This is a genomic window from Photorhabdus asymbiotica (genome assembly GCF_003634575.1).
Lineage (GTDB): Bacteria > Pseudomonadota > Gammaproteobacteria > Enterobacterales > Enterobacteriaceae > Photorhabdus > Photorhabdus asymbiotica.
In genome coordinates this window covers 1,389,731-1,411,855 of the sequence record NZ_RBLJ01000001.1, presented here as the reverse complement: position 1 = coordinate 1,411,855, position 22,125 = coordinate 1,389,731, and the positions used below count along the sequence as shown (strand labels likewise).

Sequence of the window (22,125 nt, the reverse complement as noted above, 5' to 3'; positions counted from 1 at the left end):
GCCACGAGTTAACTTGTAAAAAACGTCAGATTATTTTAGCCAATCGTTACTCTTTGCCATACCTAGCCCGACTGGGTGTGCAATCGAAACGCCGTCGGTAGCTTTGAGTAAAATAGGATTGGCTGGAGAATCCAGCTTCCATAGAGATATCAACAATACTCATTTCGCTATTGAGTAGTAACTGGTGTGCATAAAGAATACGGCGCTCACTGATCCAAGCTCGTGGTGATATTCCGTATACAGAACGGAACAATTCCTTGAAAGTGGTTAGTCCCATACCGAATTCCTTAGCGAATTCGCTGAGCTTCCACTCTTTGAGGTAGTGATTTTCCATAAAGATCTGCAAACGTTCTACCTGACGATTGCTCAATTGCCGTAATACTGACATGAGCAACGCACCTTGCTCCCCGAATGCCATCAACAATACCAATTCTTCCGTTCTTAGCTGGCCCAAAGCTGTGGGGTAATCATGAGCCAATAAATCGACCAGACCGTTAATACTTTGAGACAATAGAGGAGATGAGGTAAATGCAATCAATTCGGGGGCGGGTACATTGTGCCGCTCGACTTCACTAAGTAGAGTACCAAAACGTTGCAGAAAACCGTGAAGAAAAGGTGTACTTAGGGGCAACCAAAGTAGCTTACAAGTATCACTACGAGTTTTTGCTACATAACTGCCACGACGAACAAAAAGCAGCTCGTTATGGGAGATGTCGTAGCTATTGGTGCTGTCCTGCCATGTCATTTCGCCTTCGAGCAGGATATATATCCCTTCCTGATGATGCTCTATAACGTTGAAGGCAGGCATACTACTCTGGAATAGAGTAATATCCATTCCTTTCCCTGATGTTGTGATGCCGTTCATTTTATTGTCCTGGATCTATTGATGTTGTCTTAAAAAAATATAAATAGCGTTATTCTTATTGATATTAAATATATGTTTTGTTTGGTTTTACTACCTGCAATAGACAGGAAGAATAATTTTAAGTACTTAACTGGATGGTGAGTTGTAACGCCTTTTGATTAAAATGTTTTTCTTCTGGCAGGTACATTATCCCTGTCTGAATAATAGTATTATTTTCACGTTTTATAAACGACAGATGAAAAGTGATAAATTTTTTTGCATAATAACAAGTACCTGTCGATTTTGCATTCTTAAAGTCTATCCCAGTAAGTGTAATTGTCGCAGACCATGCTTGTGAATGACATGCTTATGAATGAATAGTAAGCACCGTTCATATTCATGCTGTTATTACAAACAACAGAGTAAATAACCTAATGTGATAGGCAGTGAGTCATGAATCAATATTTTTATCCAAACTTAAATTTTCTCCCTTATTATTCAAGTAATGTATGGATGGTTCAGAATACGTCAATTATTGTAATGAACCCCTGAATATTAATTGATTAAAAGTATAGAAATCAATATGAAATGAAATCTAATAGTTCAAATGGTCTTCGCATAATAGTAGATCACTTGATAAGAAATTCAAATCTGGTTTGAACAATTTGATCAATCGATAAAAAGAAGAAATCAACCTGACTACATTGAATTGTTTATTTTAATATCGTTTAACGGATATTGATCCATCATCAGTGATTTTTATTTATCATAAATTTATTTGAATGCAGTTTGGTCATGATGATGAGACGTGAGCCTGAGGTGTTTTTGTTTGCATTGAACACTGGGAGATGTTTATACCAATGCTCAATGCTGCACTTATTACGTTAAACAAACATCATTTCTGAAGGTTTAGTGATGTCATCGTCAGGCGGATTTAGCATAGGACTTAGGGCTTGATGACCATCAAGTAATTTATGATAAGCAGAATCACATTCGTCTGCTGTTGCTTCTGTGGAAAGCGGTAACCATAGCAGTAAATCCCCAGCAACATCAGCAGTTAGCCGTGCAGGGTATAAAGCTGAAAAAGGATTATTCACTTGCAATAATTGCAGCATGACGCCTTGCAGAACTTTACCTGGATAATCGCCCAATTTGACTGCCAGTAAATAATTCTCATCAAATCTTTCTAGCAACACATCGGGACCTTGCTTGTTTTTAATGCGCAGTGTCTCTCCTGCTAAAGGCAACTCCAGTTGATATTTTTTTAACCATTCTTGTAACATATTCTATTCCTATGCTGTTTTGATCATCCAAGCCTTAGCCAGTTCTACTGTTGTTGAAGAGAACGGTTTTTTCCAAGGTTTCATTCTTGCGCCATAATTGTCCGCCAGCTCTGTCAGTGCCTGGTTGACTTGCTCGGCGGTTGTTGCTCTGGCAAGGCTGTGTTCGACTTTACGTAGTAGTGCGATGTTAGAGGCAGGTTGTCCCATCCGGAATAATGATGGATAAACGACTTCACGTGTAATATTCAACGCAATATTGGCGATATCTCTGCGTCTTGCTTCTGTCAGTGCTTGTCCTAATACAGATGAGTCAATTTTTTTTCCGGCACTGGCGCTGAGTAATCGCTGGAATATTGGGTTATCACTCTGATTCAATTCTCCAGCAATCCATGCCTTACGTTCAGGGGTTGTCGCTAAGGCATCCAGCTTCTGCAATGCAGATTGCATGAATGGAGTTATGGTTAACGTATTATCGTTCTCTTCACTGATAATCGCAGCAGCTAATTCAGACAGCGCTTCCCGGGCTTCAGTACGGAATTGAGCAATGTTTGAGGTTGATTCCTTGGATTGTGTCGCAACAGCAGAGAACATTTCATCATCCAGAGAGAGTAACGCTTGTTCCAGGTTATCAAAACGGTGATGTTCGGTTTGTTGTTGCCGATTCTGCAAGTGCTCTGTGACAGCGGAGTCTAGCTTTTCTTGTAGCTGGTTTTTGATTTCCCCGCTCATGGTGAAATTCAACGTACCGCTGAGCGTATCGCTGAAATCACCCATCTCTGTTTTTAAAGGGACTGTGACTATTTGTTCTTTGTATGTTTTCAGCTCATTGGTCTGTAATGCGCTCCTGGCAGTGACAGGTGCACCTACGATCCAATCTACTATTGCCGAACCAAGATTACCTTTGGCAGGTACTTTTACCTTCTCTCCTTCAAATTCCAAGATCAGATTGTCATTTTGCCGAATAGGGGAGTGTTGATGATGTGGATTAATCATTTCAGGGACAGGCACGTTTAGCATCACTCCCCCGTCCTGGAAGTGGGTAATTTCTTGTTCTGACTGGAAAGGTTGGCTGTGTTCTTCAGGTTTAGAAAATACGATAGGGAAAGAGCCTGAAATATGGGCAGCCCGCGCAATTTCCATGTAAGGAGTGAGTGTTGAGCTGAAGACGACCATTTGTGGCTTGCCATCAAACATTGCGGTTCCGGTAATGTTTAATGCTTTTATCTCGGGAATGTGTTTACTCAGAATATCCAAATCCTTAAATGTCACTCCACCTCCGTTGTTGAGTCGATCGCGGATGGACATAATGTCAGGTTTATTGGAAAGTTCTGGATGGGCTGCTATCTGTTTTAACATCGATTTAGCGGATTCCTGGCGGATAACTTTTTCCAGTGGTACCGCCTTGGACTGTATACGCGGAAGCAACTTATAAAGCAGGTCAACTAGTTTCCCTACCGCACCAAAAGGACCAGCAAACTTTTTTCCGGAACGGGTGATAGGGGGCGGATTTAATTGTGCTTTGCTGTTGGGTTTATCTAGCAAGGAAATTAGGTCCATGTCATCAGAGAGTTTTTTAAAGCCCGCTGCATCCATACCAGAAGCCAATAATGCGGCAGTGATCCCGCCCGCAGAAGAACCTGACATGGTGCGGATGCCGTTTAGCATTCCTTGTTCTTCTAATGCTTTAATAGCGCCGGGGTAGGCGGCACCTTTAGCGCCTCCACCACTGAGTACCAGGCTAGTTAAGGGGGGGCGATTTAACTCCAGGCTGACACTACCATTTTCAAATTGTTTTAACGTAATGTTTCGTTTTCCAGCACCTTCTGCCATAACTGTGGCATTACCCTGTGCCGTTGGGGACTGGATTTGGTTGCGAATGGCCGGTTCTGTTGGGAGACGTAAAGTAGCCACTGCACTCTTCAAAGTACTAGTGAGACTTTGAACTATGGGATCTTTGGTAACGTTTGTTGGGGATGAATGACTTTTTGTTGCTTCATAATCAGGAGAAGAAATTTTTAAAGGATTAATGTGAATTTGCATTTTAAATATTCTCCGAAAGAATTTTAGGAAGATACTAATGCAAGGACTCGCAAATCGTTTTACGTAATTAGTCGGGTTTTTATCAAGTTGCTTCGTCACTTAAAAGAAAGGTGGTCCAACAAGCGATAAGTTGGACAAACCTTAAATAAAGAGCTGCCGGCGATGACTAAAACATATACCCAATAGATTTCGAGTTGCAGCGAGGCGGCAAGTGAACGAATCCCCAAGAGCATAGATAACTATGTGACTGGGGTGCGTGAAAGCAGCCAACAAAGCAGCAACTTGAAGGATGAAGGGTATAGTGAATGTTTGCCTGTGGGGTTATCAACATGGTGCGGTTTTGTATCTCAAAAAGTTAATATATGGAGAAGGTTATCATTCAGGAGAACGATCCTGCCATTGATCTAACCAACGTAAAACCTCTGCGGTGGCTTGGATAAGATCAGCAGGAATATAGTGGTCGATGAGACCATCTTGATAAAGTGCTCTGGCGAGAGGAATTCGCTGTAACACCGGGATGCCTTCTTCTTCAGCAATGCGTCGAACTTGTAGGGCCTGTGCGTCGGTGAACTTAAGCGTGATAAGAGGCAGTGGGGTTTCGCCTTTCTTATAACGGATACCAACGGCAATGTGGGTTGGGTTGGCAACGATCACTGATGAATTCTTGACGCTGGCGCGCATATTGCTTGATTGTAATTCTTGATGGAATTGGCGTCGTTTGCTTTTGATTTCTGGACTGCCTTCACTTTCTTTATATTCCCGTTTAATTTCGTCTTTGCTCATCCTAAGCTGCTTGATATGTTGGTAGTGTTCAAAAGCATAATCGGCGATAGAAATAATAATAAATCCGATACCGCATACAGTCATTAACTGGGTTAGCATCATACCAAGTACAGGAATAATACATCTTGACCCACATTCCGGTAGATTTAGTAGCCCCTGTAGATTGCCTTCCAGAGTAACCCAGATTAGGGTGCAGAGTAGACCTACCTTAAGTATCGATTTGATGAACTCCACCAAACTTTTGATAGAAAAAATTCTTTTAGCACCTTCAACAGGGTTGATTTTTTTGATATCAGGCTTGATTGAATGCCCACTTAGCAGGAAACCGTATTGAGCGAAGTGTGATGCCAGCGATAGTAAAACGGAAACGCTCAGAATTGGCAGGCAGAGGTAGACCAGTTCCTGCATCAGGTTTTCAACGACGTGATTGAGAGCTTGAGGGAACGGCTTTTCCAGTAGGTTAGCTGGGATCAACATCAGTTTACTCAGATGTTCCAAATAGTAATCAGACATAACCATTATCATACCAACCAGCCCCAAGATTAAGGAGGTAGAGACTATTTCTGTACTCTTAGTTACCTGGCCCTTCTTGCGGGCATCTCTGAGTTTCTTGGGGGTAGGTTTTTCAGTCTTCTCTCCACTCATGGGGCCTCCAGGATAGGGGTTAACATGTGTAGAGGGGAGAATATTAACAACACCTTATCATAGGCATAGTGCATCAGTAACTGGATATAGATAACCAGTAACAAGCTGGCGATTGCGCTCTTGATCGGCATTGCTAACACGAAGACGTTGAGAGAAGGAGCAAAACGGCTAATCAGTGCTAATCCAAATTCTGCCAGAAACATGGCTATCAACAAGGGGGCAGCCATTAGGGCACATAGTTGCAATAGGTAGCTGAACTGACCGTAGAAAAAACTGATCCATTGATTGGTAATTGTGGGGAAAAACTGAGTTACCGGCCAACTGTTATAACTCTGAAATAAGGCACCAAGTAGACTAAGAAAAGCGCCGCCGGAGAAAAAAAGAGTTATCAGGGTTTGAGTTAATAACAGACCAGTAGGCGAGGTTTGGCTTCCCAGTGAAGGATTAAGTACTGAAGCCATGGTTGCCCCCCGCTGGTTATCTACGATAAAACCCGTTGCTTCCATGGCCCAAAATGGGATAGAAGCGATAAAGCCAATTAATAGGCCAAGCAGAACTTCCTTACCAAGCAATAGCATCAATTCCAGGCTGCCGAATGTGGGTAGTGGATTATTTGCCACTGTTGGATAAGCATAAAGAGCCAATGAGCAGGCCACACCGTTGCGAATCATTCCCCCTCCCAGCATCTGTTTGCTGAGGACAGGAAATATCACAAAACAGCTCATAATGCGTGGTAACAGCAGGGTATAAGCAAGTATGTGTTGCTGGAACTCTTGTAGTGTCATTTGATCAGAGGCACCTTGGAAAAGGCCATATTGGCGAAACTATAGAGTTCATTGCCAAGCCAGGTAGCAGTGGCAAACAGGGTGATAATAACCGCAATTAATTTGATGACAAAGCCCAGTGTTTGTTCTTGTATTTGGGTGAGTGCCTGGATCAGAGAAACCAATGTTCCCACCACGGCAGCCATCAATACAGGTGGCAGGGAAAGGATTAACACTAACCAGAGGGATTGGCTGGTGAAATGTAAAATATCAGCATTACTCATATTTAACTTCCATAACTGATGACAAGGCCATGTGTCAGGCGTGTCCAGCCATCAAGCAAGACAAATAGTAGTAACTTGAAAGGGAGGGAAATGGTCATAGGAGAGACCATCATCATCCCCATTGCGAGCAGAATGTTAGAAATAATGAGATCGATTGCAATAAATGGCAAATAAAGAAGAAACCCAATTTCAAATGCCCGGGTTAATTCACTGACCGTAAAGGCTGGTAGTAAGATTAACAAACTATCTGGCTCCAGCCGGTTCGCATACTGGCTTGGCCAAATTTGTCGGGTGCTATCGATAAAAAAAGTTCGTTCACTGGACTTAATATGTTGTTTTAGAAAGTTCCGGTAAGGTGCCATGCCTTCTTCCAGGAATTTTTCTACTGATTGTGCATTGCTGAATGAAACTTCATTTTGACGCAGGTAATCCTGAGTAGCGAAACCTACCGGAGCCATCACATAGATTGTGAGGATAATTGCTAACCCATACATAGCCATGTTGGGCGGGATTTGTTGTACTCCCAAGGCGTTACGCAGTAAGGAAAATACCACAGCCAGTTTGAGAAAAGAGGTAGCCATCACTGCAATAAAGGGAAGCAGAGAGAGTAGAGCAAGCCCGATGATGAGGTCCAGCTCGTTCGGTAGCTGGATCATGATTCTTTCTCCATAGCAAGGCGTTCAACTCTGACTCCCAGGCGTCCCTGAATATCCACCAGCCGCCCTGAGCCGAGACACTTTTGATTGACGAGAATACGTACTTCACCATCTGGCGGGACGCCAAGATCGAGTAATGAACCGGGTTGTAGACTAGTGAGTGTATGTAAATCCAGAGTCTGGCGACCTACTTCAAAACTAACATGAATCTCTAAGCTGTTTAAGTCCGGTACTGGTGAAGTGCTGTTGGGACTGTCAGAAGAGAGTGTATGCATAGTGATTAACTCCAGTTTATGTTCATGGTATTTAAAGTAGGCCCAAGGGTGTCCTTCCAGATACCCTAACAGAGGAGTATCTGGTTGCTGTTGGGGAGGCAGTAGCAATACATCCCCGGATTCCAAGGTGCGAAATTCGTTTAAGGTCAGGTTTATCGCTCCCCATTGTAAAGAAAGGAGTAATGGAATGGTCAGGTACTCCCCCGGTTGACGTTTGGGCAATATAGCAAGTAGGGGAGAGGGTTCTGTTAACCAGAGCGGTAATGTGGCACCTTGTCGCTCAAAACGCAGTAGTACGCAGGCTGATGAAGAGGGGGCTGATGTAGTACGTAGTGCTGACCATGATAGATCAGATAGCATCTTACTCTGGTATTCCAGCAATGATAGTAATAGATCCTGAGGAAGTGAGGATAAGTCTGCTTGTTGCAGATCAGGAGCGAGCCACAGGGCCAGTTCAGCTGCATGGCAATAAAAAGAGAATGTATGTCCTTTCCAGTGGGCCAGCAATACTCTGTCCAGCGTTTGGGGAGGGGAGACGACATCAAGTGAGAGGTGACCATTAACCCAGCTAAATTGTTGCTGATAATGACTTAGGGTCTGACGCAAGGTCAATTCTTCTAATGAGACTTTAGGTAAGGTCAGGCTATTCATACATCATCTTTCCATTCTTCATATATGCTGCGACGTTGGCGTGAACCATGTTCGCTATCCGTTTGAGACGGAAGAGAGAGATCGATAGTTTGTGTTGGGTAAAGGTGCTGTAGGCGTTCAAGTAGTTCAGAGCGTGCCTGCTTCAGTAGTTGTTGGGTTGTCGGATTTGCCAAAATCTCTATTTGAAGTTTGCCATTCTCATTGGTGAGTTGGATCTCAAGAGCACCTAGGTTAGGCAGTGTCAGATGTAATGTCGTCGGGCGCTGCTGCTGTGTTAATGTGATGCTGATCTCTACACTCAATTTATCGATTAGCGTTGCTAAAAGAGGAACGGTGGCTGAAGTGGCTTGCATCGTAGCGAGTATGCGCTCTCCTGGCAGAAGTTGTGTTGGTGGGAAGAAGGCCCCTTTGCCGTCTGATTCATTAGGGTAGGAAGGATGAGTATCCGACTCTTTTGGCTTTGACGCTGACAAATGATGTATCTCAGTTTCGGCAAGGGTCTTTCCTTCCCTAATTCTGATTTCGTTGGAATAGCGGACCGGCATAGCTAAAGTTAAGTCTTCTTGCTGGCGAAGGATTGTTCCTTGTTGTGTGTTTTGACGGTATGCCAACTCATTGCCTGTGTTTTTTCGTGCAGGAATAGCTGTTGTGTCAGGATGAGAAGCAACCGTGGGCATAATGTCAGTTGGCTCTAGGTCAAGAGCAGATGACGTTTTCAGGTCTGGGTTCACTGGGAGATCAGGCGTTGCCTGAGTCATTGGGTAGGCTACCAATTCGTCATTTGCGTTTTTCTGTGCAGGAATAGCTGTTATATCAGGATTAGGTATAGCAGAAGACATAATACTAATTGACTTTAAGTCTAGGTGAAGCTCTGGGATACTTGGTGCCGCCAGAAAATTTGTTTGTTCATACGTCAATGATTCTTTTATCTCTGTGATGGCCTCAATGGGGCGGTGAGCAAATTTTGGTAAGGTTTCTCTCTGATTCGGGTTAGCCAAGCTCTCTTCTCTGTTGTGTGAACAGGAAGGTATGCTAGGGGATGTCTGCGGTAAGGCATGTATATTCGGGTCATCGGTTGTCAGATGCATGGAATCGAATGAAGAAAGCTCCTCATTTGAGTCATCCATGGAATACAAATTCGTTGTTTTGTCGTTTGCCTTTGGGTCATTTAACGGTTGTTCCGTCCGTCGTGTTGTTGGCTGGCGTGTGTTGGTGGTGTGAGAGGCGATAGCCTGTTCGAAACGGCGTTGCAAGTCTGCATCTGCTGCCACAGGGGATTCTGGGAGTGGGGAAACGCCTTTTCCGATAGCTGTCAGTGGTTTCATACTCTCTGTTTATACTCTTGCTTGGCGGTGGAACTCTTCTTGCTCCAGCTCTTCTTGGTATTCACCTTGGATACGGAGCGCCTCTTGTTCTTGACGACCTAACTCATTAAATTTTTCTTGCTGCCGGCGTGCGTGATGCAATACGCGTTGGCACTCTTGTAATTGGCGGAGTTCTAGCTCTACTTGTTCGAGTATTTCAGCGGCTTTCCTCTCCAGTTGTGCTTCATTTTTGCGCAACAGAGCAACTTGTTGCTGCCAACGTTCAAGCCCTTTGCGGTCAATGGGCTGGCCTTGACACAGTTTAAAAAGACGCTGTTCTTCTGCTATTCGCCACTGACTGTAATTTTGCACGTTTCGCAAGGCTTGTTCATGGTGCTGATGAGCTGTTTGCAGCTTCATTTGTTGTAATGACAAATGTTGTTCAGCGCGTTTGACGCGCAATGCTTTTATGCGTTGTAAACGGCTAATCATTGTTTTGTTATCTGCTGTAAGAGCACCAGAGTTTGTGGCAGATCACTTGGCTCATGAGTGCCTTGACGCAGCCAACCACGTATTGCTTCAATATGCGCAATAGCATTGTCGGCAACAGGATCTTGTCCTTTTTGGTACTCTCCAATCTGCAACAGAAGTTCAACTTCTTCATACTTAGCCAGCCAATGACGTAATAGGTTGGCCTGAGCTTGATGTTCGGGGGTGATAATTTGACTCATCACCCTGCTAGCGGAACGTAATACATCAATGGCCGGATAGTGGTTAGCAGCGGCTAACTTGCGTGACAGAATAATGTGGCCATCTAGGATAGAACGAGTCTCATCTGCTACGGGTTCTGTCATGTCATCTCCTTCTACCAATACGGTATAGAGTGCGGTGATCGAACCTTTGTCAGATTGACCCGCACGCTCCATTAACCGCGGTAAGGCCGCGAAGACTGATGGAGGATATCCTCGTCGGGTCGGTGGTTCACCAGCCGCCAGACCTATTTCTCGTTGAGCCCGGGCGAAACGGGTCACGGAGTCCATCAGCAGTAGTACACGTTTGCCCTGATCGCGGAAGTATTCAGCTATTGAAGTGGCGACGAACCCGGCTTTAGCTCTCTCCATCGCGGGACGATCTGAGGTAGCGACCACTAATACTGAGCGTTTCAGCCCCTCTTCACCTAGATCAGATTCGATGAATTCTCGCACTTCCCGACCTCGTTCACCGATGAGTGCCAGCACGGTAACATCAACTTCGGCATTACGAATCAATGTAGATAACAGCGTACTTTTCCCGCCACCTGCGGCGGCAAATATCCCCATACGTTGCCCTTCACCACAGGTTAACAGGCCATCAATGGCTCTTACGCCAAGTGAGAGCGGGTGTTCAATCCGTTTACGACTCATGGGGGCTGGGGCATCTCGATAAACTGGATACCAGGCTTGTGGTTCCGGTAATTGGCCTCCAGAAAATGGGTTACCCAACCCGTCAAGAATTTGCCCTAATAGATAATCACCTACACCAACCTGATGCATAGCACCGGTTGGACTCACTTCTGTATTAGAAGAGATACCAAACATCTCACCAAGTGGTGTCAACAGAGCTTGATGTTGTTGGAAGCCTATAACCTCTGCCAAGAGCGACAATGTGTTGTCAGGATTGCGCAAGTGGCAAAGTTCACCTATCCGTACACCAGGGATAACTGCTTTAAGCAGTGTGCCTGTAACCTGGGTAACCCTGCCGCGAATCTGAATCAGTCGACATTCATTAATAGCATGATGCATTTGGCCGGGAATGTGGTCTAGGGAAAGCTTCATGATCGTTATATGTAACCTCTGCTTTAAACACTATAAAGCAGGGAATGGCGGAGAGATTGTAGTTTGAGTCGGGAGTTTTTAGAAAATGGTTGGAGTTCGCCACTCGCATTAGACGCGGTTTCCGGCGGATTTTGCTAAAAATTCACGACTGATTTTGGCATAGGCCCCGGGGCGGTATCTTTATAATTTGTCCATTAATTAACTCTGATATGACAGGATAGGCTATGGATATTATCCAGAATCATCTTCATTCGGTGACTTTGCCAGAATCCGGTGCCGAAATTACAGCGCAACAGGAGCAGGCTAAAATCGGTCAGTTTCAGGGAGAGAAAGTGGTACTGGTTGCTGCATCCCAGTCTTTAGCTGACGCGGCTGAAGAGATGACCTTTGCATTTTCGGAACGTAAGGATATGCCATTATCCAAACGTAAAGTTAGCGATGGGCATGCTAGGGTGCGGGAAATTGAGGCGCTAGTGAGTGAGTACTTACAGAAAGTGCCGGATCTGGAGCGTCAACAAAAGATTAAGGCATTGATCTCTCACTTAAATAGCGGCCAGTTGACCAATATCTCGCAGTTACAGGCTTATCTGGAAAGTTTCTCTGGAGAAGTGAGTGAACAATTCTATGCGTTGAGTCAGGCCCGTGATGCGCTAGCAGGCAGGCCAGAGGCCCGTGCCATGTTGGCATTGATTGAGCAGGAGTTGTCACGTTTAGCACAAGAGCAGGGAATCGCTATCGAGTTGGGGGCTCGCATTACGCCTGATGCCACGGTAGCAGCCAGAAATGGGGTTGGCAATTTGCAGGCATTACGTAACATTTATCGTGATGCTGTTATGGATTATCAAGGGTTGTCAGCGGCTTGGCGAGATATCCAATCAAATTTTAAGAACAGTCCCTTGAAGGAAGTAACAGGATTCATCATGAAAGCTTTGGTTGCTGATCTGGAAAGCCAACCGCGAAATATTGAGTCTGCTAAGCTGCAATGTGTTATGGATGATATGAAGAAGCTACGTTTGGTTAACACTGTGTCGGCTAAGGTTGAGTTGTTATATAAAAGCGTAGTGAAGGAAGAAAGCAAGTCATACTGGCCTTCTGACCTTATGGGGGATGTTATTTCCCTGATTGAGAAACGCTGGGCTAATGTGCGGGATGTTGAAATGCTCGGTAATGCTTTGGAATTGCAGGATAGTGAAACTCAAATTTATTTCTTCCGGGAGTTGAAACAATTAATTCGATTGATTCCGGTGGAAGTGTTTAGTGATGAGGAGCAGCGCCAAAATCTGCTTAATTCCTGTCAACTGGTGCTTGATGCAGCAATTGAGAAAGAAGAAGACGAACTGTGGTCAGGAGAAGGAACATCATGAACTGGATAGAGTCACAATTGCTCCAGTTTTGTCAGGATTTGGGTATGGAAATGTCTGATGTTCCCAGCTCTTTGATCCAAATCGATTTTGAGTACTCTGGCACGTTACAGATTGAACGCTATGGTGGGTTATTAACGCTTTGGCTAGCCCGTGAAATCTCTTGGCATCAAAGGGGAGACGTGATGATTAAGGCGATGTCGCTTACTTTTAGCGGGTTGGGTCCTGAATTGCCCTTGCGTTGTGGCTGGTTGGGGGATGATCGTTTGTTGTTGTTTGTTACATTAGATGAACGATGTGTAACGTTGCCTTTGTTACATCAGGCATTTAGTTCTTTGTTGAGAGTACAGCGTGAGGTGCTCGCTTCGTGAGTAGAATTGCTTCCGCCCATATAGGAATTGAGCAACTGACGGCGATCAGCCAGGAAGAGATAGGGATTGGTTTGCCCGATCGCTATGTATTATTGCCTGATGGTCAATCTGTTGAGACTCACTCAGCACGTCTTTATCCGGCTAACAAAGCCGATCAGACTTTATTGGCCTTTGCCTGCCCAAAAGATGGGTTTCATTCTCTTTTACGCCCGTATGACTTCCGTCAGGCTGTCAGTAGCCTGCATGAGACTTTACAACAAGGTGATGACATTAGAGTACGGAATGCCGTTTCCTTGTTGGAAAATATGAATCAAGATGAACAGTTGTTGCAGATGGCTCTGCACCTGTTACACAAGGTATGACCATGACTCTTAGTTCTAAACAGCAGAGCGCTTTGCTGCTGCTTGGCTGGCTTCAACTCCAGTATGGTCACCCTGACCGAGCTCGTATTTTATTAGATGCATTACTAGCCTTGCATCCTGAACACCAAGAAGGGCGTCGTGCCTTGGTGGTTTCGTTACTTAAGCTGAAACAAGGGACAGTGGCGAGAGAACATTGTACGTTTTTACAGAAACAGGGAGACCAAAGTGCTGCCCTTTGGCTTTGTGTTAGCCGAGCCTGCCAACAAGAGGGAAATTTAGAAGAAGCACGTAGTGCTTATCAGCGTTATCTTTCCCAAGAGACTTTACCATGAATCGCGGGTTTGAATTATTACGTCTGATCGGCGAGCGCAAAGATATTATGCTGGCAATATTGTTGTTGGCTGTTGTCTTTATGATGGTGTTGCCACTTCCTCCTGTCCTGCTTGATATTTTGATCGCCATTAATATGACTATCTCGGTCGTACTAATGATGATGGCAGTCTATATAAACTCGCCCTTGCAATTTTCTGCTTTCCCAGCCGTGTTGCTGGTAACAACCCTGTTTCGCTTGGCGCTTTCAGTGAGTACCACCCGAATGATTCTGTTGCAGGCTGACGCCGGGAAGATTGTTTATACTTTTGGTAATTTCGTTGTTGGTGGAAATCTGATAGTAGGGATAGTGATCTTCCTGATTATCACCATTGTGCAATTCATCGTCATAACCAAAGGTTCGGAACGTGTGGCTGAGGTTAGCGCCCGTTTTTCCCTTGATGCGATGCCCGGTAAGCAGATGAGTATTGACGGAGATATGCGTGCTGGAGTTATTGACGTTAATGAAGCTAGGGAGAGGCGTAGCATTATCGAAAAAGAGAGCCAGATGTTTGGTTCGATGGATGGTGCAATGAAATTTGTCAAGGGGGATGCCATTGCTAGCCTCCTCATTATCTTTGTCAACATCCTGGGGGGAATAACTATAGGTGTTACTCAGAAGGGGATGGCAGCGGCTGATGCATTGCAACTCTATGCTATTTTAACCATTGGTGATGGCATGGTTGCTCAGGTCCCAGCACTGTTGATTGCTATCACGGCAGGTATCATTGTTACTCGGGTTTCATCAGAAGATTCTTTGGATCTGGGTAATGAGATTGGTGATCAGGTCGTCGCTCAACCTAAGGCGCTGCTAATTGGTGGTGTTTTATTGGTGTTGTTTGGTCTTATTCCTGGGTTTCCGACATTAACCTTTTTAATGCTTGCGCTGGTGGTAACTGGAGGCGGTTATTTCTTGTTCCAACGTCAGCAGCAAGCTAACGCCAACCAGCAAACTGACCTTCCCAGCTTGTTAGCCCAAGGGGCTGGTGCCCCGGCAGCTAAACCTAAATCTAAGCCTAAAATCGGTAGTAAGGCCAAGGGTGGGAAACTTGGGGAAAAAGAGGAATTCGCTATGACGGTTCCTTTACTTATTGATGTGGATGCTGGGTTACAAGCTGAACTGGAAGCGATTTCGCTAAATGATGAGTTAATACGGGTACGACGTGCCCTCTATTTGGACTTGGGAGTCCCATTTCCGGGTATCCACTTACGCTTTAATGAGGGTATGAAGGAAGGGGAATACTTGATCCAACTACAAGAGGTACCTGTTGCCCGTGGTCGATTGCGTTCGGCACACTTGCTGGTACAGGAACCAGTCAGCCAGTTGGAATTGTTGGCTATCCCCTATGAGGAAGGTGAACCACTATTACCTAATCAACCAACTTTGTGGGTAGATGAAGCGCATCAAGAACGTTTATCTAAGTCCGGATTGGCGGTTTTATCAATGTCTCAAGTGATCACATGGCATTTGTCACATGTGCTGCGAGAATATGCGGAAGATTTTATTGGCGTTCAGGAAACCCGTTATCTTCTGGAGCAGATGGAAGGCAGTTACGGTGAGTTGGTCAAGGAGGCTATGCGCATAATCCCATTACAGCGGATGACCGAGATATTGCAACGGTTGGTAGGAGAGGACATCTCTATTCGTAATACACGTGCGATTCTCGAAGCTATGGTAGTGTGGGGGCAGAAGGAGAAGGATGTGGTGCAATTGACGGAATATATTCGCAGCAGTCTCAAGCGTTATATCTGTTACAAGTATGCTAATGGCAACAACATCTTGCCTGCTTATCTGTTAGATCAACAGGTGGAGGAACAGATCCGTAGTGGTATTCGTCAGACAAGTGCTGGTAGCTACCTGGCACTTGACCCCGCGGTGACGCAAAATTTCCTTGAACAGATGCGAAAAACGGTGGGTGATTTAACACAGATGCAGAATAAACCGGTGCTGATCGTATCAATGGATATTCGTCGCTATGTACGTAAGTTAATTGAAGGTGATCATCACAGCTTACCTGTGCTCTCGTATCAGGAATTGACTCAACAGATCAATATCCAACCTCTTGGTCGGGTTTGTCTATGAATCATGATCCGCTGACGTCTTGGTTTGAGGAACGGGGTTATCCAGTGCAGCTTCATTGTATGGGAAGTAGTTCAATTCCTCTAGGTTGGCGTGTGTGGTGTGAAGGCTGTGAAATTGCCTGGCGCTACGATGCTCCGCGAGTTTGGATCATAATGTTACGTCGTACTCAGCAACGGCGGGGACTTGCTAATCCATTTGCGCCTCTTTATCTGTTGGCTACAGCCGCTATGACAGTGCTTGGGCCGGGTAGCCGGCTTTATGGTCAAGTTAATACGCTAGTTGACTCTCCTCTTAATGATGAACGTTTAACCCGATTTTATCACCGCTGGACAGGTGCGAGTGAAGTAGCGCCTGGCTGGTTCGAGTTAGAAGCCAGTTGCGTAATATCGTTACATCAAATGAGAAAACAACAAAAAAAAGTCTAACTCTGACAGGAAGAATCAATATCTCTCTTTATTATAGGAGCCACTGATGCAAGAGAAACCTAATGCCAAAGTACTGCAAGCCGCTGAGGAAGCCATTAAGGACAGTGATCACAGGCTGCAATTGTTACAGGAGATGTGGCAGTCTCTTGGTATTAAGCCAAGTGTGGGTGCTGAACTGTTTGGCAATTCTGACCTTTCTCTGGTTCAAAATGCTGAACAGGAACTGCTGACAGAAATTAATCGCTTGCGAAACAGCTATGTTCATTCTCTGGAAGAGGGAAAACGTCCCCGTCGTCCACCTGGTATGCGTGGCATTATTGTATAAGGATTTAAAGGTGGAAATTAGGTCATATCACAGCAACCCACAACATTTCTTGGACGATCTGAAGTCAGTTCAGCCGGAGCAACTACAGGGTTCTAAATCTTCAGAGCTTGATGGATTGGTTCAACTTATTCTTGCTAAGGGGATTAAGATTGAAGTGAAATACGATCCAAGTAAGGATGACGGGCCAAGTTTTGATCCCAAGGTTATCACTGACGATAAAGAACTGCTGAAAAAGCTGATTGCCTATTTCCTGCCAGCGGATGCTGTTGTCAAGGATGGCCACTTAGATAGCCAAATAAAAAATGGGATCGATAATCTTAAATCCTTCTTGAATAATCAGGCATCGACAACTTGGACATTAAGAGATTTCCTGTCTGTGGTTCATTTTAATTTGACGCCTGATCGTCTTGATGATGATGTCATCGAAGTGTTTACTTCGGTCATGTTGCGTCATGATGAAAAACGGCGTCAGTTGCGTGATGAGCTGGCTGAATTAACTGCGGAGCTAAAGATTTACAGTGTTATTCAATCGGAGATTAATGCTAAATTGTCAGCTAAGGATGGTGAGCAGAAGCTTTCGATTGACAGTACATCTTTCGACTTGCGGGACTATAAGAAATATGGTTTTAGCGATGAAACCGCTTTTGCGGAGAGTACAGAATATAAGCTGTTAAATAAGATATCCTCTGAACCTATCTCTATTAAGGCATTTTTAGAAAGTCCCGATAAGCATAGTGGAGCTATGAAAGGTCTGGCGAATTCGTATGAATATGACAAAGATAATAATCGTTTGGCCAACTTCTCTACTTCTGTCAATGATCGCGTAAATCCACTCAACAACTCTGTCCAGGAAAGAACGACTCGTTTAAATGACGTGAGTTCCCGTTTTAATGCTGCTATTGAAGCGTTAAACCGTTTTATCCAGAAGTATGACAGCATTATGCGCAATATTCTCGGCGCAATTTAAGGAATGATTATGGAGTACCAAGAAACCTCTACCACTTCTGACCAGTATGCACAAGAATTGGAGGCTTTTTTTCATGATGGTGGCACTCTTGCCATGTTGAGGGATGTCTCCAGTGATACGCTGGAACAGCTTTATTCTTTGGCGTTCAACCAGTACCAGTCAGGTAAATGGCAGGATGCGCATAAAATATTCCAGGCTTTATGCATGTTGGATCACTATGATCACCGATTCTTTCTTGGGTTGGGAGCATGTCGTCAAGCAATGGGGCAATTGGAACAGGCTATCCAAAGTTATAGCTATGGGGCAATGCTTGATGTTAACGAGCCTCGTTTTCCATTTCATGCTGCCGAATGTTTAATGCGACTAGGAGAGCTTGATGGGGCTGAGAGTGGATTCTACTCGGCTAAACAACTTGCGGCAGCTTTGCCGGAACAGGCGGCTTTGGTTGCCAGTGCTAGTGCAATGTTAGAAGCCATTACGATAAAAAGGGCTCAGGAAGATGAATCTAATAGCAAATGATCCACTACGGGGCGGTTTTCCAGTTGGTGATATCCCTGCGATTACACCTTTTAAAAAGGATGATCACTTTACACCTAGCCAAGCGGGTAATATACAACCTAACAATATAGTCGCGACATCAGGAGTGGTATTACCGCAACCATTGTCAGTCAGTAATACTCGTCTTGATGTACAACAACAAAAGGAAGTAGATCATCTGCTCGAATCAATTAGACAAAAGACCGAGCAAGCAACGGGGCTGATAGCAGAATTGGCAGTAAAACTGACAGAAACTTCGCGGTTGGCCTCTCTGGCGATATCCTCATTTGAGGAAATAGAAATTGAGCTGGGCAAACTGACCAGTGAGCTTGAACGTAATCAGACGAATCTTAAGCTTCAGGATATTCATCGGGCGCGTCAGCAAAGTTTACAGAAAATGGATGAGAATCAGCAGAAGATCAAAGAAGCAGAAAATTCTGCCAAAGAGGCGCAGAAATCTGGGTTGTTCTCTAAAATCTTTGGGTGGCTTAGTGCGATTGCCTCAATTGTGGTTGGGGCAATCATGGTTGCTACCGGGGTTGGCGCAGTAGCAGGCGCTTTGCTGATTGCTGGAGGAGTAATGGGTGTGGTTTCTCAGGGATTACAACAGGCGGCTCAAGACGGTTTAATTAGCAAGGAAACTATGAAATGGTTGGGGCCAGTTATAACCGCGATTGAGGTTACAATGGCTGTGGCTGCGGCGGCAGTCAGTTTTGGTGGTTCCGCCGCAGGTTTGATAGCTAAAATGGGCGCTAAGATTGGCGGTAAAGTGGCTGAAGTGACGGCTAGGGTGGCAACAAAGGCGGTGGAGTTTTCTGCAAAAATGGCTGGTACAGCAGCTAATACCGCGGCTCGAGGGATGAAGGTGGTTACACAGGTGAGTGATATGGCAGTTGATCTTGCTAATGGTGCTGCTCAAACTGCCAATGCGGCCTTCCAGAGTAAAGCGGCTAACAGACAGGCCGATGTACAGCTTTCACGTAGCGAATTGACCACATTTCAGGCTCTTATGGATAAGCTCAAAGGGGACTTGTTCCAAATGGTGGAGTCTTTCCAACATGTAATGGAAATGATTTTACAGATGCTTAATGCCAAGGGAGATATGATAAATAACCTTGCCAGCCGACCACAGGAAATTTAGGGAGTAATGAAGATGGGGATTAATGATAGTGCTAGTGTCAGTGGTCAAAAGGTCACTTCCAATCACATTGTTGGCCTTGAAACTGACGAAATTTCTATTTCGACACAGACAGCACATGAAGCCGCTATTCAACCGTCGGAAAAAACGGGGCAAATGAATCGGGTTGTATTGATTGCACCGAAACAGAATCTCGATCTCAATCGCTTAGGGAATGCCGAACGAGAATTAAGTAACACTCTGGATATGATGTCGCTGATTTTTGAGATCGCCAAGAGGATGCGCGAACTGGGTATTTTACAGCGTGACATTGAGAATAAAGCGTCCATTGATGCTCAGAAGTCACAAGTGGATGAGATGCGACATGGAGCCAAGCTGATGATTGCTACGGCTGTAGTTTCCGGCTTGATGACTGTTGGTTCAGGGTTTATAGGTATCTTCTCTAGTGTTAAAAATAGTCAGACGGTTAAGCAGCAGAGGACGCTGGAAAATAATATTGCTGGTCGGAACGAATTGATTGATCTTAAGCTGCAACAGCTAGGTAAAAATGGCGATGTGGATCGTGCTGTGGTTGGTAAAGTATGGGCTAACGCTCAACTTCTTGATGAAAAGGCTTTGAAATCTCTTACCGTGGTTTTTGAAGATCGTAACAGCAAACAGCAGTTCTTAAGTGCAGTGATGAAATCTTTAGAGAGCATGTCTAATAATTCAGTGCAAGTGGAGCAGGGGCTTTCTCAGGCTAAAGTTAAGGAACATGAAGTAGATGCATCTATTGCTCAACATGAAAAACAAAAGAGTGAAGATCAGATTTCATTAGATAACAATTTCATGAGAGATGTTTTGCAATTGATACAGCAAATTTATCAGAGCCATGTCCAGGCATTGCGTGCGGCGACTGGTGTCGTGTAATGCGGACAGAGTAAGTAGATTCAGTGTCATATAACAAACCTGAGCGCACCTTCCGGTGCGCTCTTATAAATGGATACTGCTATTTGCTCTCTTTTTTTAAAATTTACTAACACCGCCAAAGGTACCAGAAAGCGAAAATACCAAATCAAGATTTCAATTCTTAACCGACAGAATGTGTTAAGTAAGAAAGAAATTTCCTATGTTCCGGTGTTTGGTTTTTAATAATTACCGGGGTGACCTTTTTATTAAAAGAATTGCCTTTGAGTGACAGAGGCATAAAAGATGGTGGTAGTAAACTAAATCCCTTTTCTGCGGGATTAACCCGCTTGTTTAACTGCGTGGTAGCTTCAAGTTTGCCTGATTTCCTTCTCTGCGGGAGTAACCCATGGATGTGATAGTTATCATCAACCAAGTTTTGGCTGAATTTGCTGCCAAATTCGGTTTGCCACACTTAGCTTTGAATCATGAAGGTGTGGCTGCTCTCTGTTTTGATGAGCATCTTCACCTCTCTTTGATCTTAATTCCTGAACGTGATCAACTAGTTTTACAGGTAGATGTCGCTGATATTACTGCGGTTGGAGAGGGGATTTTCCGTCAATTAGCCAGTTTTAATCGTCATTGGTATCAGTTTGATCTTCACTTTGGTTTTGATGAGTCAACGTTAATGGTGCAGCTTTATCGGCAAATGGCGGCCAGCCGGCTGAATCTGGCTGCTTTTGAGGAAAGCCTTTCGAGTATGCTAGATCATGCTGAGTTTTGGCAGGAGTTATTGCAGGCTCAGCTTTCGACTGGTACTCAACAGAATGAATCTTTGGGAATGCGAGTATGAAAATTGAAAATTCATTACCCATTCATTTAACAAAAGTATCTCATGAAAATGATAATCTTTGTTGTGGTTATCGGGTTACGTCAGGGCATATATCGCAAAATGTTCATGAACCGCTTTCTGTTGTGCTGAGTAGAGGGCTTGTAATAGAGCTTGAACATGAGGCAGTATTGCAACGCTTGTTAGATGGGCAGCATACACCATTGTCACAACGTCGGATCAGCTTGTTATGACCAGAAAGGGGCTAATGTTGTTGTGTTTGCTGATTGTCGGGTGTGTAAGTAACGTAACAGATAATGGGACATCACGGTTGATTGAGGGGGATGTGACTATGCTGGTTCCTCTATCCAAAACTGCAAATGTTGAACTATCGTTGCTTGCTGTCGTTGAAGGGAAAGTGTTAACAGTGGGTAAGATGCGTTATCGCCTGGATATGCTACCGCTTACTTTTTCCATGCGTTTGGGGTCATTACAGTTTTCTCATGAAGATTTGTTCTTGCGAACTCGTTTACATTGGGATGGGGAACGAGCAATACAGGCAAAGAGTCAACAATGGATTGTTGCAGGAAAAAAGGTCATAGTGCAATTATCTCCCCTACCGTGTTATCCAGAATGTTTATAAGACTGAATAGCAAATTCTTCAGCAATAAAAAAATAATGTTTATTTATAAGTGTCTATACCCAATAGATTTCGAGTTGCAGCGCGACGGCAAGTGAACGAATCCCCAGGAGCATAGATAACTATGTGACTGGGGTGAGTGAAAGCAGCCAACAAAGCAGCAACTTGAAGGATGAAGGGTATAAATACTATTTAATTTTTATCTAATTATTTTACATTGCATTTATTATTCATATTATTTGTAATATATAATTCAATTAATTTTTAATATTAAATGTCTATTAGGTTTATTTATTAAATGAAAATTTTTTATTTTTATATGTTATTGGATGTTTTTACTTTGTAATAGAAATATGATGATTATAAAATTACCCTTCTATATTTATTGATTTTCTTTAAATTAAATAATGCTAATTTTAATAAAATTAGTACTGTAATTGATTCAATTATTGAAATTTATAAATAAATTAAAGATAAAAAATATTTAAGA

At 44.0% G+C, this 22,125-nt stretch carries 26 protein-coding genes; 15 read left to right on the top strand and 11 right to left on the bottom strand.

The window, feature by feature from the left end:
• Positions 1 to 46 precede the first annotated feature (46 nt).
• From BDD30_RS06220 to BDD30_RS06210, 3 genes are all read right to left on the bottom strand, one after another.
• On the bottom strand, positions 47 to 865 hold the full coding sequence (locus BDD30_RS06220; RefSeq protein ID WP_012777215.1) for a helix-turn-helix transcriptional regulator: 819 nt from the start codon (positions 863 to 865) through the stop codon (positions 47 to 49).
• Between the two features lie 863 nt (positions 866 to 1,728).
• Entirely contained in the window at positions 1,729 to 2,127 is a 399-nt protein-coding gene (locus BDD30_RS06215) for a type III secretion system chaperone family protein (RefSeq protein WP_012777217.1), read from the bottom strand.
• 9 nt (positions 2,128 to 2,136) lie between these two features.
• A complete protein-coding gene (locus tag BDD30_RS06210) occupies positions 2,137 to 4,038 on the bottom strand; it encodes a patatin-like phospholipase family protein (protein ID WP_211338299.1) in 1,902 nt (633 codons plus the stop codon).
• A 372-nt stretch (positions 4,039 to 4,410) separates the two neighbouring features.
• Here BDD30_RS06210 and BDD30_RS23485 point away from each other — a divergent pair, with 372 nt between their 5' ends.
• Positions 4,411 to 4,575 carry a hypothetical protein gene (locus BDD30_RS23485; RefSeq protein ID WP_170152945.1) on the top strand — a complete coding sequence of 55 codons (165 nt, stop codon included), beginning with the start codon at positions 4,411 to 4,413 and terminating at the stop codon, positions 4,573 to 4,575.
• Here the strand turns inward: BDD30_RS23485 and sctU are convergent.
• The 8 genes from sctU to sctN are packed head-to-tail and all read right to left on the bottom strand — an operon-like array spanning position 4,543 to position 11,343.
• The gene (gene sctU / locus BDD30_RS06205) at positions 4,543 to 5,595 is read right to left on the bottom strand and encodes a type III secretion system export apparatus subunit SctU (RefSeq protein ID WP_012777220.1); all 1,053 of its coding nucleotides are present in this window, start codon (positions 5,593 to 5,595) and stop codon (positions 4,543 to 4,545) included. The two genes, BDD30_RS23485 and sctU, sit on opposite strands and share 33 nt — an antisense overlap.
• Positions 5,592 to 6,380, bottom strand: a complete 789-nt coding sequence (gene sctT, locus BDD30_RS06200) for a type III secretion system export apparatus subunit SctT (RefSeq protein ID WP_012777221.1) — start codon at positions 6,378 to 6,380, stop codon at positions 5,592 to 5,594. Before sctT ends, sctU begins: the two co-directional genes overlap by 4 nt.
• Positions 6,377 to 6,643 carry a type III secretion system export apparatus subunit SctS gene (gene sctS, locus BDD30_RS06195; protein WP_012777222.1) on the bottom strand — a complete coding sequence of 89 codons (267 nt, stop codon included), beginning with the start codon at positions 6,641 to 6,643 and terminating at the stop codon, positions 6,377 to 6,379. The genes sctT and sctS overlap by 4 nt, the downstream gene beginning before the upstream one ends.
• 2 nt (positions 6,644 to 6,645) lie before the next feature.
• Positions 6,646 to 7,299, bottom strand: a complete 654-nt coding sequence (gene sctR / locus BDD30_RS06190) for a type III secretion system export apparatus subunit SctR (RefSeq protein WP_012777223.1) — start codon at positions 7,297 to 7,299, stop codon at positions 6,646 to 6,648.
• Complete coding sequence (gene sctQ / locus BDD30_RS06185; RefSeq protein WP_012777224.1) at positions 7,296 to 8,225, bottom strand: type III secretion system cytoplasmic ring protein SctQ; 930 nt, start codon at positions 8,223 to 8,225, stop codon at positions 7,296 to 7,298. The genes sctR and sctQ overlap by 4 nt, the downstream gene beginning before the upstream one ends.
• Positions 8,222 to 9,550: a type III secretion system needle length determinant gene (locus BDD30_RS06180; RefSeq protein WP_012777225.1), complete on the bottom strand. Its 1,329-nt coding sequence runs from the start codon at positions 9,548 to 9,550 to the stop codon at positions 8,222 to 8,224. The genes sctQ and BDD30_RS06180 overlap by 4 nt, the downstream gene beginning before the upstream one ends.
• 9 nt (positions 9,551 to 9,559) lie before the next feature.
• Entirely contained in the window at positions 9,560 to 10,021 is a 462-nt protein-coding gene (locus BDD30_RS06175) for a type III secretion protein (RefSeq protein WP_012777226.1), read from the bottom strand.
• Complete coding sequence (sctN, locus tag BDD30_RS06170; RefSeq protein WP_012777227.1) at positions 10,018 to 11,343, bottom strand: type III secretion system ATPase SctN; 1,326 nt, start codon at positions 11,341 to 11,343, stop codon at positions 10,018 to 10,020. Before sctN ends, BDD30_RS06175 begins: the two co-directional genes overlap by 4 nt.
• A 224-nt stretch (positions 11,344 to 11,567) precedes the next feature.
• Between sctN and sctW the strand changes: the two genes are divergently transcribed.
• The 14 genes from sctW to BDD30_RS06100 all read left to right on the top strand — a co-directional run bounded on the left by sctW (position 11,568) and on the right by BDD30_RS06100 (position 21,638).
• The gene (gene sctW, locus BDD30_RS06165) at positions 11,568 to 12,707 is read left to right on the top strand and encodes a type III secretion system gatekeeper subunit SctW (RefSeq protein ID WP_012777228.1); all 1,140 of its coding nucleotides are present in this window, start codon (positions 11,568 to 11,570) and stop codon (positions 12,705 to 12,707) included.
• On the top strand, positions 12,704 to 13,075 hold the full coding sequence (gene sycN / locus BDD30_RS06160) for a type III secretion chaperone SycN (RefSeq protein WP_012777229.1): 372 nt from the start codon (positions 12,704 to 12,706) through the stop codon (positions 13,073 to 13,075). The genes sctW and sycN overlap by 4 nt, the downstream gene beginning before the upstream one ends.
• Positions 13,072 to 13,437, top strand: coding sequence for a YscX family type III secretion system protein SctX (sctX, locus tag BDD30_RS06155; protein ID WP_012777230.1), 366 nt, complete (start codon positions 13,072 to 13,074; stop codon positions 13,435 to 13,437). The genes sycN and sctX overlap by 4 nt, the downstream gene beginning before the upstream one ends.
• Before the next feature lie 2 nt (positions 13,438 to 13,439).
• On the top strand, positions 13,440 to 13,769 hold the full coding sequence (gene sctY / locus BDD30_RS06150) for a type III secretion system chaperone SctY (RefSeq protein WP_012777231.1): 330 nt from the start codon (positions 13,440 to 13,442) through the stop codon (positions 13,767 to 13,769).
• Entirely contained in the window at positions 13,766 to 15,889 is a 2,124-nt protein-coding gene (gene sctV, locus BDD30_RS06145) for a type III secretion system export apparatus subunit SctV (RefSeq protein ID WP_012777232.1), read from the top strand. The genes sctY and sctV overlap by 4 nt, the downstream gene beginning before the upstream one ends.
• Positions 15,886 to 16,314: an LcrR family type III secretion system chaperone gene (locus BDD30_RS06140; protein ID WP_012777233.1), complete on the top strand. Its 429-nt coding sequence runs from the start codon at positions 15,886 to 15,888 to the stop codon at positions 16,312 to 16,314. Before sctV ends, BDD30_RS06140 begins: the two co-directional genes overlap by 4 nt.
• A gap of 46 nt (positions 16,315 to 16,360) precedes the next feature.
• Positions 16,361 to 16,639: an LcrG family type III secretion system chaperone gene (locus BDD30_RS06135; RefSeq protein WP_012777234.1), complete on the top strand. Its 279-nt coding sequence runs from the start codon at positions 16,361 to 16,363 to the stop codon at positions 16,637 to 16,639.
• Between the two features lie 10 nt (positions 16,640 to 16,649).
• Entirely contained in the window at positions 16,650 to 17,606 is a 957-nt protein-coding gene (locus tag BDD30_RS06130; RefSeq protein ID WP_012777235.1) for a virulence-associated V antigen, read from the top strand.
• Positions 17,607 to 17,615: 9 nt separating this feature from the next.
• Complete coding sequence (locus BDD30_RS06125) at positions 17,616 to 18,125, top strand: SycD/LcrH family type III secretion system chaperone (RefSeq protein ID WP_012777236.1); 510 nt, start codon at positions 17,616 to 17,618, stop codon at positions 18,123 to 18,125.
• Positions 18,106 to 19,284, top strand: coding sequence for a type III secretion system translocon subunit SseC family protein (sctE, locus tag BDD30_RS06120; RefSeq protein WP_012777237.1), 1,179 nt, complete (start codon positions 18,106 to 18,108; stop codon positions 19,282 to 19,284). The genes BDD30_RS06125 and sctE overlap by 20 nt, the downstream gene beginning before the upstream one ends.
• 12 nt (positions 19,285 to 19,296) lie before the next feature.
• On the top strand, positions 19,297 to 20,190 hold the full coding sequence (locus BDD30_RS06115) for a YopD family type III secretion system translocon subunit (protein WP_012777238.1): 894 nt from the start codon (positions 19,297 to 19,299) through the stop codon (positions 20,188 to 20,190).
• 385 nt (positions 20,191 to 20,575) lie between these two features.
• Entirely contained in the window at positions 20,576 to 21,019 is a 444-nt protein-coding gene (locus tag BDD30_RS06110; protein WP_012777240.1) for a type III secretion system chaperone, read from the top strand.
• Positions 21,016 to 21,249, top strand: coding sequence for a T3SS regulon translocated regulator ExsE family protein (locus tag BDD30_RS06105; RefSeq protein ID WP_012777241.1), 234 nt, complete (start codon positions 21,016 to 21,018; stop codon positions 21,247 to 21,249). Before BDD30_RS06110 ends, BDD30_RS06105 begins: the two co-directional genes overlap by 4 nt.
• Entirely contained in the window at positions 21,246 to 21,638 is a 393-nt protein-coding gene (locus BDD30_RS06100) for a YscW family type III secretion system pilotin (protein WP_012777242.1), read from the top strand. The genes BDD30_RS06105 and BDD30_RS06100 overlap by 4 nt, the downstream gene beginning before the upstream one ends.
• Positions 21,639 to 22,125: the final 487 nt, after the last annotated feature.